Origin of the sequence: Streptomyces sp. NPDC006208 (assembly GCF_040613775.1) — a bacterium.
GTDB lineage: Bacteria > Actinomycetota > Actinomycetes > Streptomycetales > Streptomycetaceae > Streptomyces.
Window position 1 is genome coordinate 53030 of the sequence record NZ_JBEXSW010000010.1, and the last position, 15498, is coordinate 68527.

The following is a 15498-nucleotide window of genomic DNA, read 5'->3' on the forward strand; positions in this document are numbered from 1 at the left end:
TACGGTTGAACATACGCCACCGTATGGAGGTGCGGAATGCGCACGGTACGCAATGTCCACGAGCGCGTCGTCGAAGCCCCCGCCGCAGTGGTGGGCGCCCTGCTCGACCACCTCGGCTCGCAGGACGACCCGATCAGCCCGACCCCGGTCTGGCCCCCGATCCGCTTCGACCGCCCTCTCGCCGTCGGTGCGGACGGCGGCCACGGCTTCGTCCGCTACTCGGTCGGGGCCTACGAACCCGGCCGCAGCATCCGCTTCGACTTCACCCCGCCGGGCACCGGCCACCACTCCTTCGGCATCGAGCCGCTCGGTGCCTCACGCTGCCGGGTCCGCCATGTCCTCGAGCAGCAACAGGGCCTGAAGGACAGCCTGTTGTGGTCACTGGTGATCCGGCCCCTGCACGACACGATGGTCGAGGAACTCCTCGACAACGTCGTCCGCGCGGCGACCCCCGACCAGGCGCCGCACCCCACCCGCTGGACCCGTTGGGCGCGCCTCATGCGCCGCGCGGTCTGGGAACGCCCGTCCGCGGCCGGCTTTCCCGAGGGCGCTGTCCTGGCCCGACAAGCCTGCGAAGACCCCGACTTCACCGATTCCTGGCAACTGCCGCTGGACCCCGGGATGCCCCGCGACCCCGCGGCCTGGCGCGCGGTTCTGCCCTTCCCGGTGCGGGCGACCGCCCCGCACGAGATCCTGCTCGGCGAGGACGCGTCCCATCTGGACTTCCGCGCCTCGCTCCTTGTGGACGAGGACGAGGACACGGTCACCCTGACGACGGTGGTCAGGACCCACAACCTGCGCGGCAGGCTGTACTTCGGGGTCGTACGCCTCTTCCACCCCGCGATGGCCCGCATGATGCTCAGCCGTACCCGTCGCCGACTGGCGTACGAGGCCCCGCCCGCTCCTACCCGCCTGGCGCGACGAGCGGCCGCCCGGCCTGAACGTTCCAGCGCCCTGCCCGGCCACTGAGTCCGGTCGCGGTGAGCGGCCGGACGTCCAGCCGCCAGAAGGCGTTGTCGGGCGCGGCCAGGGCGTGGACGAACGCGGCACGTACGACGTCGGGTTCGACCACACAGACGAGGCCACCGCCGTCGCGGTCGGCCGACGCGTCGAGCCAGGCGCCGACCCGGATCCGCAGGTCCCGCAGCGACTCCCCGCCATGGGGTGCGGAACCGGGGTCGGTCAGCCAGGAGGTGACGGCGGCCTGATCGGCGGCCGCGACCTCGTCCAGCTGCAGCCCTCGCCAGCGTCCCATGGCGCAGCCCGCGAGCGCGGGCAGAGCTTCGGCGTCCAGCCCAAGGCCCTTTGCGGTTGCGCGGCAGCGTGCCGAGTCCGACACGTACGCACGCCCGCTCATGCGCTCGGTCCGCTCCAGACTCGCGATCCCGGCGGGATCCAGCGGCAGGCCGTCGTCGAACCGGGCGTCCCGTAGCGCCACGCTCATCGCGGGCGAGATGAGGGTGACTCGTACGGTCATCGGCGTGCTCGCATCCGGGCACCCTACTCAACAGCAAGCAGGGGGCGTACAGGAGGCGCACGGGGGCGGAAGCGAGTGATTCACGCCTCAGCCCCTTGGCCAGATGTAAGCGTCGCGGTACGGTCACCGCGACAATTTCAATCATCACGACGACGGCGAGACGGAAGCCCGGTGAGAGTCCGGCACGGTCGCGCCACTGTAGTGCCGCAGCGGAAGCCCTTGCACGGGCGCGTCCGCGGCGGCGAGTCAGACCCGCGGACCGTCGTCGCGCACCACCGTATGGGACGCGTGTTCCCCAAGGAGGTTCCGCCATGGCCGAGGCTGTCGTCTCAGGCGCCGTTTCCACCCCTGCCGTACCCGAACTGACCTCTCTCCCCGTGCGGGCGGTACTGCCCTGGGCGGTGTTCATCGGCCTCCTCGCCCTCGTCGCCCTGTACTTCGTGGGTGCCGAACAGGGCGCCACCTCCGTCTTCGCCGGCGCCGACGTGCACGAATGGGTGCACGACGGGCGTCACCTGCTCGGCTTCCCCTGCCACTGAGAGGCTTGAGTACGTGTACGCCTCAACTGTCAGAAATCTACTGGTCCGTGGCATGCTCGCGGGCCTGATAGCCGCGCTCTTCGCCTTCGCCGTCGCCTACAGCCTGGGCGAGCCCCAGGTGGACGCCTCGATCGCGGTCGAAGAGGCCGCGGCGGCAGAGGAAGCGGCCCACGCCGGACACGGCGGAGCCGCGGCCGAGGCCGAGGAGGAAGAGGAACTGGTCAGCCGCGCGGTGCAGTCGACCGCAGGCCTCGGCACCGGCGTCCTCGTCTACGGCGTTGCGCTGGGCGGCATCGCGTCGCTGGCGTTCTGCTTCCTGCTCGGCCGCCTGGGCCGCTTCACCCCGCGCGCGACTGCGGCCATCACCGCGGCGGCCGCGTTCACCACGGTCTTCCTGGTGCCGTTCCTGAAGTACCCGGCCACCCCGCCGGCTGTCGGCAACCCGGACACCATCGGCAAGCGCACCACGCTGTTCTTCCTGATGATCCTGCTCAGCGTGCTGCTCGGCATCGCGGCCACCATCGCGGGCCGCCGCCTGGCGCCGCGCCTGGGCAACTGGAACGCAACTCTGGTCGCCGGCGCGGGCTTCATCGCCGCGGTGACGATCGCGTTCGTCTTCCTGCCCTCGAACGAGGACGCGGTGGCGAAGGGCTTCCCGGCGGCAGTGCTGTGGGAGTTCCGCCTGGCATCGCTGGCGGTCCAGGCGGTGCTGTGGACGGTGTTCGGCGTCGCCTTCGGCTTCCTGGCGCAACGTCTGCTCACGCCGCGCGAGACCACGGTCCCCGCGGCCGCGGAGGGTGCACCGACCCCGGCCTGAGACGCTCGACCCCCGCGCCCCTGCCGCGACTTACGCGGTGGGGGCGCGTTCATGTCCCAGCAGCCGCGGCAGGCTGCCGACGACGGGCACATGAATCCAGCCCTCGATGCGCGCCATCTCCAGGTCCGCCCCCACGGGCGGCCGTGTCAACCCCTGGGCCACTGCACGCGCGGTGAGCGCACAGACCAGCGCGTCGAAGGCGTGCTCGCTGCTCTCGTACGCCGCCCGCACCTCGCCGTCGCAGCGGAGCCACGGAGCGGCATGCACCAGCTCCGCCACGGAACGCACCCTGCCCAGCCGCCAGTTCTGCCGGGTCGCTCGCGGATACACCTCGCAGATGTCGCCCGTCCCGGCCCGGTCCACCGCCCGCCCCCGGACGGCGAGTTCGTCCTCGATGTGCGCCCACCGCGCGACCATGGCCCCGATCCGGTCGAAGGGAGCGGACAGTGGCGGCTGTCCCGGCTTGAGGGCGTCCCACACGAGCTGGTCCGTACGCCGGAACCGCAGCGACGACAGGCGGTGCACGGTGCTGTCCAGCCCACGCCCCGGCCATGGCTGATGCGCGGCATGCGCGGCAACGGCCTGCACGAAGCCGACGGGCCACCCGAAGGGTGTGTCCACGGCGGCACGGTCGTCCGCCCCGAGTCCGGCGAGCAGACCGACGATCTCGGCATCCCGGCACCGTGCCCGGGGCGGCTCCACGACGGCATGGGCGGAGCCCCAGGTCACCACCGAGGCGGCCGTGTTGTCGGGACTGGCGGAGAGATCGATGCCGACAGTACGCATGCGGCTCATCGTGGCAGACGCCTGCCGGACTCGTCCCGGACCCGGCTGCCGACCGCCCGCTCGCGCCGGATCCCGGGCCACTGCGCCGACCCGGCGTCCATCCGGTTGTCCGGACCCGGGTCGCCGCCCTCGGCCCGTCCGGCGGGGCGGCCGATCGAGTCGACTCCCTCCCCGGCCGCCTACGGCATCGCGAAGGCCGCCCTCAATGCCCTCACCCTGGTTGTCGCGGCCGCGACCCCGTCATCGGTGAAGGTCGACGCGGTCTGCCCGGGCTGGGTGCGCACCGACATGGGCGGCGAGTGGGCACCCACCACCGTCGAGCGGGGCGCGGACACGATCGGCCGGCCGGCGCTGCTGCCGGAGACGGTCCCACGGGTGGGTTCTTCCGCGATCGCCGCCGCATCCCGTGGTGAGGGAGCGTCCGGGTCCCCGCTGCGGACCGCATGGCACCGGCACGCGACCGGCGACACCGGCACGCGCGTACCGTCCCGCACCGCTGATGCGGACCCCGCAGCCCGCCCCTAGACTGACGAAAAGTCCCGATTGAGGGAGATGTGCCCATGTCGAAGCGAGGCAACAAGCGCCGCGCCCGCAAGAAGAAGCGCGCGAACCACGGCAAGCGCCCCAACGCCTGACCCATGCCGCTGAGCCGGACCCGGTGAAACCCGGGTCCGGCTCAGCGCGGTCAGTGGTTGTACAGGCCCCTCGGTGCAGCCGCAACCTCGAACGTCCTTGCCGCTGTTGCCTTCATGACATGTCAACGCGCCCCGCCGGGCCTGGACGACGCCGGTCCGCCCGCCCATCAGGCTCAGGATCCGGCGAGGAACGCACCGAGGAGGGGACCGACCTCCTCCGGGGCCTCGATCTGGGGGTAGTGGCCGACGGCGGGCGGTCCACCGAGTTCGGCCACGACCGCGTGCGGCATGCGTTCCCGGATACGGGCGAGGACATGAGCACCACTGATCGGATCGGCAGGGCCCCATACGAAGAGGGCCGGGCCCCCGTAGCCCTCCAGGGCCGAGACCCATCGGGCCTGGTGCACGCGCCGCTCATCGATGTAGCGCAGCAACTGCGGGGCCAGCAGCCGCCCTCGGTCGAGGGCGATGCCCTCCCACATCTCGTGCAGCGCGCGGTCCGTGACCGGTCTGCCCAGGATCCGGCGCATCGAGGCGCGGAAGCCGCGTTCGCTGATCGCGTGGGCGAGCAACGGTCCCATCGGTCCGTGGAGCAGCCGCTGGATGCGGATCGGCCTGTGCAGGTCGGCGTACAGGCCCCCGTTGAGCCAGGCCGTCCGGGTGATCCGGCGGGGGGTCCGCGCGAGCAGCTCCTGGGCCACGCTCACCCCGTAGTCGTGGGCGACCAGCGCGGTGTCACCGATGCCCAGCCGGCGCCAGAGGTCCTCCACCAGATCGGCCTGCTCCAGCAGCGAATAGCGGTGCCTGCGCGGCTTGTCGCTGTAACCGAAACCGAGGAGGTCGAACGTGGTGACCCGGAATCCCAGCCTCGCCAGCCCGGGCACGAGCGGCGACCAGTCGTGGGACGAGGTGGGGAATCCGTGCACGAGCGTCACCGGAGCGCCGTCGGCCGGCCCGTCCTGCCGGACGAAAAGCGTATGGGCACCCGCACGTCCGCGAACGGCGACCCGTGTGCCGCCGGCGAACCACTGCCTGCCGGTGGGCAGGGCGGAACCAGGCACTAGCCATCCCCCTTCAGGCGTGCGATGCCGTCCAGGAGACACCGCAGGCCGAATTCGAACTCGTCGTCGCCGTCCGGTCCGCCGAGGAGGGCGGAATGGGCGGTGACCAGCGGAAACCGTCCGGCTGGAAGCGAGGCGAACAGACCGGCCATCGCCGACCGCTGTTCGGCCGTGCGCGCCGCGCCACCGCTGTCCAGGAGCACGGCCCCGACCACGAAGTGCGTGATGGTGAGGTAGATCCGCACCGCCTGCTCGGGCGGCCACCCCCCATCCGTGAGCAACCGCAGGCCGTGCTCGCGGGCGCGCAGGGCGTTCGGGCCGAGGAGCTGACCCCGGGTCATCTGGGGGACCAAGGCGTGGTGCGCACTCAGTACACGCCGGTACTCCCGGGCGCCGGCCTCGGTGCGGGCGCGCCAGTCCGGTCCGGGCCCGGGGAGGCGGACCTCGCCCAGCATGTGATCGACCAGCTCCACGAGCAGTTCGTCGCGGCTGGCCACATGCCGGTACAGGGAGGTGTGCCTGACGTTCATCCGGTCGGCCACCGCACGCATCGTCAGCGCATCGAGGCCGTTGCCGTCGGCGATCGCCAACGCGACGTCCATGATCGCGCCGAGGGTCAGCCCGCCGGGCCGGGGCCGCTGACGGGCCCGGGCTTCGTAGCGCTGCTCCCACCAGGCGGCCGAGCCGATCGCGGGACCCTGGCCACCGTTCACCGCGGGGCCCTCCGGCGTGACCTCAACTCCGGCCGCCACGGCCTCGGGCCCTGTCTGCGCCCACTCCTGCGGGCCGGTCATGCGGACAGATCGAAGTCGGTGCGGACCATGTCGTCCCACAGCGGCTGGAAGGAGAACCCCGTGACCGGCAACCCGGTCTGCTCCCGCGTGCAGCGGGCGGTCTCCGGACTGACCAGCGCGTGGTCTTCCTGCGCTGGGAGGAAGGCATGTGCGGTGTCGGTCACGTCAGGGGTCCTCCTACCGTGGGCGCCTGCACAACGGGCATCTATGCGTCCGGTGGACGCATATTAAGCGTCCACCGGACGCATCACAACCATGCACCCGGATCTGGTTGCAGAGCCCTGGCACCACCGGAGCGCCGGCAGCGGTGCGAAGGGGCCCGCGCCACCCCGATCGGGATTGGATCCGCATCGGCAGCGACAGCCACCGCGTCCTGCTCGCCCTCGCCCTGTCCGCAGCCAGGCCGCTGCACCGGTCCGACTGGCGGCGACAGCACCAGGCCACAGCCGCCGCAGCCACGACCGACGGTCCGCCGACATGTGACCGGCCACTTGCCGGTGGTCGTCGCGTCGCCGGCGGTAGTGGACTTGGGCGCCGGGTGAGGCGGTGATCGCGGAGAAGACCCCGAGTCGGCCGGCGTCGTTGAGGCTGCCAACCGCTGCATCGAGGACCAGGTGAGCGAGTGCGACTGACCCGAGCGCGCGTGGTTAGGCTGCGAGGCATGCGCGCTCACCCGATGTCGCCCCCGTCCGTCTACGGACGCCTCCGCGTCGAGCGGCGCAACCCCGCACCCGCCCGCTGGCTGGAGCAGCGTCCACCCGACAATGACGGATTCGGCACGGTGGCGGGGGTGTGCGCACCCGGCTTCGACGCGTACGCGCGGATCCTCCATCCGGCCCGAATCGGTGAGGAACCGGTGCGGTGGGACCGGGTCGCCGCCGTGTACGGCCGGTCCGTGTCCGCGGGGGCGCGCTGGCACGAGCTGATCGGCGCCCAAGATCCCGTCCGCTACCGCAACGACGACACCCCGGCCGTTCCCGGCGTCTGGGACGAGCACCCGCACGAGGGCCCGACCCCTGCCGACGTGGCCCGCACCCTGATCTCCGTGCTGTCCCGACACACCCGTACCCCTGACCGCTGCTGGTACGGCCTGTGGGACGGCTACGGCCACTACGACTGGGACGAAACCCCGGTCTTCCGCACCCCCGGCCGCGACGAGATCCTGCTCGCCGGACCTCTCGACGATGCCGACTCGCCGGCGCGAGACCCCCACGAGATGTGGCTCGAGATCCCCGACCTGTGGTGGCCTCAGGATCGTGCCTGGTGTGTGGGCGGCGACGTCGACCTGGTGAGCACGTACGTCGGTGGTTCGACGGCCTGCGTCGCGCAGCTCCTCGCGACCCCGGGCCTGGAGGCATACGCAGTCGCCGAGACATCCACCGTCAACTGATCCGGCACAACTGGTGGGTTCGCTGGAGGCGGCCGTCACGCGTCTGCCCGTTTCCCGGCGCTCAAGGGGTGGTGTGTCGGACCACTGTCCGCCACTTGCCCGCCCGTTGGGCATCAGGTTTGCCGCGTGGCGCGGTGTGTATCCCAGGTGGCGGGCCTGCGGTGTGGCCCGCCAGGCGGCAGAGCAGGGCGGCTTGTCGGCGCACAGGTGTCGGCGTGGACGTGCTCAGTAGGCACCGGCGTGCGGCCGCACGGGGCGCGGCAGTGGCTGACGCCAATCGCCCAGCAGATCTAGGAGGAACCGGCGGGCGAGAGTCCGGGCCTCGTCCCAGGCGGGATCCGCAGCCAGGGCGTGGGCACACCGGACGGGAGCAGCGCCACCGAGCGTGAGCGTGAACCTTCCTACTCATCGTGCTGTCGGCGCACCATCTCGGTGATCCAGACGGGCGCGAACGGAGACGTGCAGCCCGGGGAAGTCGGGTAGTCCTTGAGCACCTCCAGGCGCTCACCGATGTCGATTGCCCGGGTTCGGTACTCGGCGTGCTCGATCCCGATCTGAGCCAGGCAGTGGTTCATTGCCCACTGCAGGCGATCCGGGGCGTCTTTCATCTCCGCCTCGATGACATCGAGCAGTCCTGCGAGGTCGAGGCCCTCGGGCTTCTTCGCCACGCGTTCGGTGGTCAGAGCCCAGCCGGCACTCGCGACCACTGGATCCGGATCGGCGGACCAGGCCAGGCGCAGCTCTTCGGAGTGCGGGTTCTTCTTCACCACGTAGTTCACGAGCCAGTCGTGCACCTTGGGTGTGCGCGCCTTGCGCAACATGACGTCCAACTCGTCACGCTCGAACGCCTTGGGGCGGCAGATCAGGATCGCCAGCAGTCTCGCCGCGGTGTCCTTTGTCTCCCAAAGCCGGCATGCGAGTTCCTGCTGCGTCTTCAGCCGCTTCGCGAGCGCGCGCAGCTTGCTGAGGTTCACACCGTGATCGTCACCGTGTTTCTCGTTCACCTCGCGAATCTTCGGGTCCTCAAGCTCGGCCAGCTCGGCCATCACCTCGGCCACCGTCGTCTCGGCCACCTCGGCCTCCTGTCCATCACGGGCGAGATTCAGCCTACGACGGACGTCGGCCTCCCGTCGTAACCGCCGGTTCGGCGGCAGCCACCGACACGAAATCCCGCGTCTTCACAAATGTGCAGTAGTTCGGCACTGACCTCGCCCTTGCTCCGAGCAGCCGTCCAACTCCTGGCTCACCCGGTCAGGAGATTGATCGGCTCAGCCGCGCACCACCGGTTCGTCCGGGAGATTCGGGAATAGTTCGTCCGCCTTTTCTGCACGACTTCTTAGGCGGTCCTCAGGAGACGCTTGCCGTCGTGACTGCGACCATGCGGGCCGCTACCGTCCAACGCATTGAGCAGGCGAACCGCGCAGACCTCGGCCATGCGATCGGCGACCTCTTCGGGGGTGAGCCAGTCAACTGCCGTCGATTCGAATGAGCTTCGCTCAAACCCGCCGGCGGGCTTGCACCCGAACACCAGGACAACGAGCCCACGCGCGGTGTTCTTGTAGACCCCGGTGCGCATGCATCATGCGATGGCTGAACGCCGGGATGCCCATCGCGGAAGCCACCTGGCCGGCGACCACAGCCGCACCAACCCGTAGATCAATTACGGGTCAACCCTAGGACTGCCGGGCGGTCTCGGAGCGGGTGCGTTCGTATTCGGTCGGATCCAGGATCTGCCAGACTGCCTGGCCGATCGCGAGGACGCCGCGGGCCGGCAGGGCCACGTCACCGATCCGCGGATTGTCCTGCAGGCGGACGGGGAGTCCGAGGTCGACGCCGTCGAGCGTGGCTCGTGAGTCATCGATGAAGTACATCTGCTGCGGCATGAGGGTTCCGGTGTGACCGCTCGGCATCACGCCGGACATCTGAAGGTGCCCCATTCCCAGTTCGCGGGCCACTCGCTCCCGAGCCCGTACCAAAGATGCCGCTCGCCACGTGGCGAGCGGCAGCGCCACGCTGATGCTGTTGAGGAAGCCGAGGAGGCGGGTCGAGGAGGCGGTGAGAGTCCAGTCCAGTGAAGGAGCATCCATCGTCACCTGCAGGGAGGACGGGCCCGTCCAGGTGAGCCCGATACGGGCGTATCCCGTGCGGTCGCAGGCCGCGCCGTAGTACCGGGGGCATGCTGTGTCCAGTCGTGCTCCGTGGACGAGGATCGACCAGCTGCCGCTCGGATCACGATGCCACAGCGTGCGGTAAGGCCCGAAGCTGTTCTCAGGAAAGACTCGGAGCGCGAGCACGTGACCGGAGTCGAAGGGCAGCGCAAACACGCCCCAACCCTTGACGTACTCGTGATGGGGCCAGGGTGCCCGACCCCGCACAGTGGGGATGTCCGACAACCTGGATGACAAGTCGAGCATCGTCATCACCCCGGGGCGTTGACGAAGAATTTCGATGCCTCGGTTCAAGCGTAGGACGGATGGGAGACAGGAACCCGTCGAGGCCTGCCCATGTGGTCTTCGGCACGGGGAACAAGAGGCAGCCCCGGCTCGGCCGCGCATCTTCGGTCGGTGTCCCGCTGCTCGTCGAGGGAGCACAGGGCCGTGGCGCCGCGCTACCACAAGCGCGGCTACGTCTTCCTTGGCACCGCGACAGCGACAACCCTCGTCATTTGGCTCCGGACGTGATCGGCCGGACAAGTCCCGGTGAGTCAAGGCCGTCACCGGGCGGCGAGCGTTCGACAAGGGCTTCGCGCTGCAACCGCCGGCTGCATGCCCATGTCTGAAAGGTGCAACCTCGCCTGGATGCACGCGGTTTGCGGCCGGCAAGTCCTTGCCATGGCGTGGACTTGCCGTCATCCGGTCTTCACGTCGGCGTGAACTGGCCGATAGACCCATGGCATGTCCTCCTCCTCTCAGTCTTCCGCCTTGCGGCGCAGGCGCCGGCGGCTGATCTCGGCCGTCACCGCGGTGCCGCTGCTGGCGTCGGGGCTCGCAGTTCTGCAAGCGCCCGCACAAGCCGTTCCGAGCAAGCCCGCCGTTCCCGCCAAGCCCTCGGCGACCCACAAGGTCACCCTGGTCACCGGCGACGTCGTCACGGTCACCACGACGGCCGACGGCAAGCAGATCGCCGACGTCGACCGGCCGGACAGCGCCGTCGGCGGGGTGAAACTCCAGGAGATCAAGGGCGACCTGTTCGTCATTCCGGACGAGGCGGCGCCGCTGCTGGGCACGGACAAACTGGACCGGCGGCTGTTCAACGTCACCGACCTGATCGAGATGGGCTACGACGACGCGAAGTCGGCTGCGATGCCGCTGATCGCGACGTACGCCCAGCCGAAGTCCCGCGCGGCCGTCGAGCCGACGGCCCCCCGGGGCAGCAAGCTGACCCGCAAGCTCAAGGGCATCCGCGGTGCCTCGCTCAGCACCGAGAAGCGGCAGGCCCGCACCTTCTGGACCACCGTCGCGCCGCGGGGCAGCGCGACGTTGGGCGCGGGTGTGGCGAAGCTGTGGCTCGACGGTCGCGTGAAGGCCAACCTGAAGGAGAGCGTGCCGCTGATCGGCGCGTCCGAGGCCTGGGCGGCCGGCTACACCGGAAAGGGCGTCAAGGTCGCGGTGCTCGACACCGGCATCGACGTCAACCACCCCGACTTCGCCGGCCTGATCGACGGCACGGCCAGCTTCGTGCCGGGCGAGTCCGTCACCGACGTCAACGGGCACGGCACGCATGTGTCCGGCACGATCGTCGGTTCGGGCGCCGCCTCCAAAGGCGACAACAAGGGTGTCGCCCCCGGTGCCGACCTGTTCGTCGGCAAGGTGCTCGGCGGCACGGAGGGCTACGGCCAGGACTCCTGGGTCATGGCCGGCATGCAGTGGGCCGCCGAGTCCGGTGCGGACGTCGTCAACATGAGCCTCGGCGACTCCTACCCGACGGACGGCAGCGACCCGATGTCGCAGACGGTCGACGCGCTGTCCGCGCAGTACGGCACGCTGTTCGTCATAGCCGCCGGCAACGCCGGCCCGGAGAGCATCTCCGCCCCGGGCGCGGCCTCCTCGGCGCTGACCGTGGCAGCCACGGACAAGGAGGACCGGCTCGCGTCCTTCTCCAGCACCGGCCCGCTGGCCTGGTCCGGCGGCATGAAGCCGGACATCGCGGCGCCCGGCGTGGACATCACCGCAGCCCGCTCGCAGGAGATGACGGACGGTGGTGAGGGCCTTTACCGCACCATCAGCGGCACCTCGATGGCCACCCCGCACGTGGCCGGCGCGGCGGCGATCCTGGCCCAGCAGCACCCGGACTGGACCGGCGCGCAGCTCAAGGAACACCTGACGAGCACCGCGAAGGGCCTGGACGGCGGGTACTCGCCGTACGAGGTCGGCACCGGCCGTCTCGACGTGGCCGCCGCCGTGCGCACCACGGTCCGCGGCACCGGATCGCTCTTCTTCGGCAACTACACATGGCCGCACAAGCCGAGCGACGTCGCCGTCACGAAGGATCTGACCTTCACCAACACCGGTTCCGCCGACGCCACGTTGAACCTGGCACTGACCAACGACGGCGGTCCCTTCACACTCGGAGCCACCAAGGTGACCGTCCCGGCGGGCGGCACCGCCGCCGTACCGGTGACCGGTGACCCGCAAGCCGCCTCGGCAGGCCGGCACGTCGGCTACGTGACAGCGACCGACGCGGCCACCGGGAAGCCGGTGACCCGCACGGCGGTGGCGCTGCTCAAGGAGGAGGAGCGCTACGACCTGAACATCAAGCTGGTCGGCCGGGACGGCAAGCCCGCCGCCGGCTGGGTCTCAATCAACCTGGCCGGCGACGTCTGGCCGTGGTCGGTCTACGTCGACGGCTCGACCACCATGCGCATGGCACCCGGCCTGTACACCGTCGCGGGGTACCTCGACGTGGCCGGCGAGAAGGCGGACCGCTCGGGTCTGGCCGTGCTGGTCGACCCGGAGACCGTGCTCAAGGACGGCTCCGCGGACGTGGTGCTGGACGCGAGCAAGGCACACCTGCTGCAGACCGAGGCGCCGCAGCGCAGCGAGGACCGCCAGCGCAAGGTCGACTTCAACGTTCACTACAAGGGCCTCGACCCGTACATGGACTACCGCAGCGCGTACGTGCTGCCGCCGACGTACGACGACGTCTACGTCGCGCCGACGGAGCCGATGAAGCAGGGCGAGTTCATGCTGACCACCCGCTGGCGCAAGGGTGAGCCGCAGCTCAGCCTGAGCGCGTTGGGCGGTCGCCTCCGCTTCGACGCACTGGTGCAGGCGGGCAGCGCTCTGGGCACCGCCACGGACACGCTGGGCGCCGTCTACGCGGGCAACGGATCGGCGGCCGCGTACGAGAAGGTCAGGGCAAAGGGCAAGGTCGCCGTCGTCGAGCGCAGCGACGAGGTCTCGCCGCAGGAGCGCACGGAGGCCGCGGTCGCGGCCGGTGCCAAGGCGCTGATCGTGGTCAACGACGGTGTCGGTGCAGTGATGGAGTACGTCGGTGAGTCGGCCGTCCCGGTCGCCACCGTCCACCGCGACTCGGGCAGGACCCTTGTCGCGATGGCCAAGGCCGGCATCTTCAAACTGACCGTGAAGCAGACCGAGTACACGCCGTTCGTCTACGACCTGACCCGGGACTACCCCGGCCAGGTGCCGGACCGGGCCCTGGTCTACAAGCCGGCCAAGGGCGACCTCGCCCGGGTCGACGCCCGCTACTACTCGGCCGCGGGCGGCCGGTTGGCGGAGGGCTACCGATCCGACTTCACCCTCAGCCCGTCGTTCAACTTCCCCGAGCGCGAGTGGCACCCGGGCACCCGCACCGAGTGGGTGACCCCGGGCCAGGTCTGGAGGGAGTTCCACGCGCAGGGCATCGACGGGAACCTGCCGTGGGTGATGGTGTCGGGCGACAACACCTATGCCAAGGGCAGCACCACGCGTCTGGACTGGTTCGCTCCGGCGACCCGGCCGGGCCAGAGCGAGTCCTTCGGCGTGTACAACTCCCGCTGGCAGAACTACATGACCTGGAACGTGCAGGCGTGGGCCTCCGCCAGCGACACCATGCGCCTGGGCGGCTTCCTGCCGTGGGGTGAGACGCCGTCCCACCTGCAGATCTTCCAGGGCGACACGCTGATCCACGACAACCCGGTCGGCGGAGACATGCAGTGGGTGGAGGTGCCGGCGGGCAACCTGCCCTACCGCGCCGTCCTCGACGCGGAGCGGCCCGGTGACGTCTTCCGGCTGTCGACGCGCACCCACACCGAGTGGACGTTCATGTCCGACACCGTCGACTCGGACTTCTTCGAGCGGTTCTCGGTGCTGAACCTGGACTACAAGCTGGAGTCGGACCTGCACGGCGACGTCAAGGCCAACGCGACCCAGAAGATCGCGCTCAAGCCGGTGTCGATGGACCTCGGCAACGTGCCGGGCAGCGTCACCAAGGTGACGCTGGATGTCTCGTACGACGACGGCGCCACCTGGCAGAAGGTGACCCTGACCAAGGGCGCCGACGGCTACTGGACGGGTGCGTTCAGGACGGCCAAGAAGCCCGGCGGCTACATCTCGGTCCGCGCGAGCGCGGAGACGGACAGCGGCTTCAGCGTCAAGAACGAGATCATCCGGGCGTACGGCCTGCGATGAACCGCACTCCAGGGCCCCGGGGAGGCGACTCCTCGGGGCCCTCCCCTTCGCACCCGCTCCCAGCAGGCACTATTCAAGGTCTGCCGCCGTGGCGCATACTCTCCCCGCTGCGGCAAGCGGAAGGGAGTCGGTCGCCGATGCTGGATGTTCTGGGCCTCGAACCCGATGACGAGCGCGTGTACCGGGCGCTGCTCGGACGGCCGAACTCCACCGCGATGCTGCTGTCGGATCTGCTCGTCGTATCGCAGGCCCACGTCGACAAGGCCTTGTCCCGCCTGGTCGGGTGGGGACTGGCGATCAGGTCGGCGGACGAGCAGTTCACCGCCGCGCCGCCGGCCATGGCGCTCGGTGCTCTCATCAGCCAGCGCCGGGACGGGCTGCGCATGGCCGAGCAGGCACTGGTGACCTTCGCCGAGGAGCACCGGGCGGCGATGACCGGGAGCAGCATCAGCGATCTGATCGAGGTCGTCACGGGCGTCGACGCCATTCGCCATCGCTTCCTACAGGTGCAGCAAGCAGCACGCACGCAGGTCCGCACCTTCATCACCGCACCGTTCGTCGCCGTGCCGCCCGACGAGAACACGGCCGAACCCATGGCCATCGGCCGCGGCGTGCACTTCCGAGCGGTACTGGACCGGGCCGTGCTGGCAGAGCCGGGCATCATCACCGATGCGATCGATTCACTGCGCAACGGCGTGCAGCTGCGTGTCGCCGACCAGCTGCCGATGAAACTCGTGCTGGCCGACGCCGAACTCGGCCTCGTCCCGCTCGCGACCACGCCGGCCGGAGAACCCGGCGCAGTGCTGCTGCACCGCAGCGGCCTGCTGGACGCGCTGGACGCGCTGTTCGAGACGGTATGGCGCGCCGCCCACCCGCTGGAGTTGTCGGGCACCGGCGGAGAAGCCGAACCCACCGTCCAGCTCGGGGAGGAGGGCCCGACCGACCTCGACCGGAGGATCCTCGCGCTCCTGCTGGCCGGCCTGACCGACCAGACGGCCGCGACACAGCTGGGCCTGTCACCGCGCACGCTGCACCGACGCCTGCGCCACCTCATGGACATGGCCGGAGTTCGGACCCGGATGCAGCTCGGCGGTCACGCCGTCCGACACGGCTGGGTGGAGCCACCGGTGCCGGGGGAGACGTAACGGGCTCGTCATAGCGCGTGGCCACCGCCCGGTGCTGCTTCAGCCGGTTGATCGCCTTTCGGCAGTGTTGCGTTTCTGGTACCGGTCTCGGGCCGTGGCGCCGCATGCTCCCTCTCCATGAGCCAGCACTGCCCGGTCGCGGGGATCAACCTCGACCATGCTGGGCGGTGGCCATCAGTCTGGCTTGCTGCAGGCTGACGCGGGGCGAAGACAGGAGCGCAGGCC

Annotated in this window: 14 protein-coding genes and 1 pseudogene; 7 read left to right on the top strand and 8 right to left on the bottom strand. The window is 70.2% G+C overall.

Features of this window, described 5'->3' with window-relative positions:
* Positions 1 to 36 precede the first annotated feature (36 nt).
* On the top strand, positions 37 to 969 hold the full coding sequence (locus ABZ208_RS10220; protein ID WP_356909066.1) for a DUF2867 domain-containing protein: 933 nt from the start codon (positions 37 to 39) through the stop codon (positions 967 to 969).
* On the opposite strand, the gene ABZ208_RS10225 is transcribed toward ABZ208_RS10220, so the two are convergent.
* Positions 905 to 1477, bottom strand: a complete 573-nt coding sequence (locus tag ABZ208_RS10225) for a histidine phosphatase family protein (protein ID WP_356909067.1) — start codon at positions 1475 to 1477, stop codon at positions 905 to 907. The two genes, ABZ208_RS10220 and ABZ208_RS10225, sit on opposite strands and share 65 nt — an antisense overlap.
* A 311-nt stretch (positions 1478 to 1788) precedes the next feature.
* On the opposite strand from ABZ208_RS10225, the gene ABZ208_RS10230 reads away from it, so the two are divergent.
* Together ABZ208_RS10230 and ABZ208_RS10235 are read left to right on the top strand one after the other, a co-directional pair.
* Entirely contained in the window at positions 1789 to 2016 is a 228-nt protein-coding gene (locus tag ABZ208_RS10230; protein ID WP_328396470.1) for a CbtB-domain containing protein, read from the top strand.
* Positions 2017 to 2029: 13 nt separating this feature from the next.
* Complete coding sequence (locus ABZ208_RS10235; protein WP_356909068.1) at positions 2030 to 2833, top strand: CbtA family protein; 804 nt, start codon at positions 2030 to 2032, stop codon at positions 2831 to 2833.
* Between the two features lie 30 nt (positions 2834 to 2863).
* Here the strand turns inward: ABZ208_RS10235 and ABZ208_RS10240 are convergent, their stop codons facing one another.
* Complete coding sequence (locus tag ABZ208_RS10240) at positions 2864 to 3619, bottom strand: DUF429 domain-containing protein (RefSeq protein ID WP_356909070.1); 756 nt, start codon at positions 3617 to 3619, stop codon at positions 2864 to 2866.
* Between the two features lie 105 nt (positions 3620 to 3724).
* On the opposite strand from ABZ208_RS10240, the gene ABZ208_RS10245 reads away from it, so the two are divergent.
* On the top strand, positions 3725 to 4144 hold the full coding sequence (locus ABZ208_RS10245; RefSeq protein WP_356909071.1) for an SDR family oxidoreductase: 420 nt from the start codon (positions 3725 to 3727) through the stop codon (positions 4142 to 4144).
* Between the two features lie 283 nt (positions 4145 to 4427).
* Here ABZ208_RS10245 and ABZ208_RS10250 read toward each other — a convergent pair whose 3' ends face one another.
* Genes ABZ208_RS10250 through ABZ208_RS10260 form a run of 3 tightly spaced genes read right to left on the bottom strand, consistent with a single transcriptional unit; the run spans position 4428 to position 6273 of the window.
* Entirely contained in the window at positions 4428 to 5315 is an 888-nt protein-coding gene (locus tag ABZ208_RS10250) for an alpha/beta hydrolase (protein ID WP_356909072.1), read from the bottom strand.
* Positions 5315 to 6109 (bottom strand): TetR/AcrR family transcriptional regulator, encoded by a 795-nt coding sequence (locus ABZ208_RS10255; RefSeq protein WP_356909073.1) that lies wholly within the window; start codon positions 6107 to 6109, stop codon positions 5315 to 5317. The genes ABZ208_RS10250 and ABZ208_RS10255 overlap by 1 nt, the downstream gene beginning before the upstream one ends.
* Positions 6106 to 6273 (bottom strand): hypothetical protein, encoded by a 168-nt coding sequence (locus tag ABZ208_RS10260; RefSeq protein WP_356909074.1) that lies wholly within the window; start codon positions 6271 to 6273, stop codon positions 6106 to 6108. Before ABZ208_RS10260 ends, ABZ208_RS10255 begins: the two co-directional genes overlap by 4 nt.
* A gap of 497 nt (positions 6274 to 6770) precedes the next feature.
* Between ABZ208_RS10260 and ABZ208_RS10265 the strand changes: the two genes are divergently transcribed.
* Positions 6771 to 7499, top strand: a complete 729-nt coding sequence (locus ABZ208_RS10265) for a hypothetical protein (protein ID WP_356909076.1) — start codon at positions 6771 to 6773, stop codon at positions 7497 to 7499.
* A 401-nt stretch (positions 7500 to 7900) separates the two neighbouring features.
* On the opposite strand, the gene ABZ208_RS10270 is transcribed toward ABZ208_RS10265, so the two are convergent.
* The 3 genes and pseudogenes from ABZ208_RS10270 to ABZ208_RS10280 all read right to left on the bottom strand — a co-directional run bounded on the left by ABZ208_RS10270 (position 7901) and on the right by ABZ208_RS10280 (position 9823).
* The gene (locus tag ABZ208_RS10270; protein WP_356909168.1) at positions 7901 to 8545 is read right to left on the bottom strand and encodes a DNA alkylation repair protein; all 645 of its coding nucleotides are present in this window, start codon (positions 8543 to 8545) and stop codon (positions 7901 to 7903) included.
* Between the two features lie 290 nt (positions 8546 to 8835).
* Positions 8836 to 9069: pseudogene (locus ABZ208_RS10275) on the bottom strand (NUDIX hydrolase); the annotation flags it as partial.
* 103 nt (positions 9070 to 9172) lie between these two features.
* The gene (locus ABZ208_RS10280) at positions 9173 to 9823 is read right to left on the bottom strand and encodes a hypothetical protein (RefSeq protein ID WP_356909077.1); all 651 of its coding nucleotides are present in this window, start codon (positions 9821 to 9823) and stop codon (positions 9173 to 9175) included.
* A 597-nt stretch (positions 9824 to 10420) separates the two neighbouring features.
* Here ABZ208_RS10280 and ABZ208_RS10285 point away from each other — a divergent pair.
* Together ABZ208_RS10285 and ABZ208_RS10290 are read left to right on the top strand one after the other, a co-directional pair.
* Complete coding sequence (locus ABZ208_RS10285; RefSeq protein ID WP_356909078.1) at positions 10421 to 14128, top strand: S8 family serine peptidase; 3708 nt, start codon at positions 10421 to 10423, stop codon at positions 14126 to 14128.
* A 137-nt stretch (positions 14129 to 14265) separates the two neighbouring features.
* Positions 14266 to 15273 (top strand): helix-turn-helix domain-containing protein, encoded by a 1008-nt coding sequence (locus ABZ208_RS10290; RefSeq protein WP_356909079.1) that lies wholly within the window; start codon positions 14266 to 14268, stop codon positions 15271 to 15273.
* Positions 15274 to 15498: the final 225 nt, after the last annotated feature.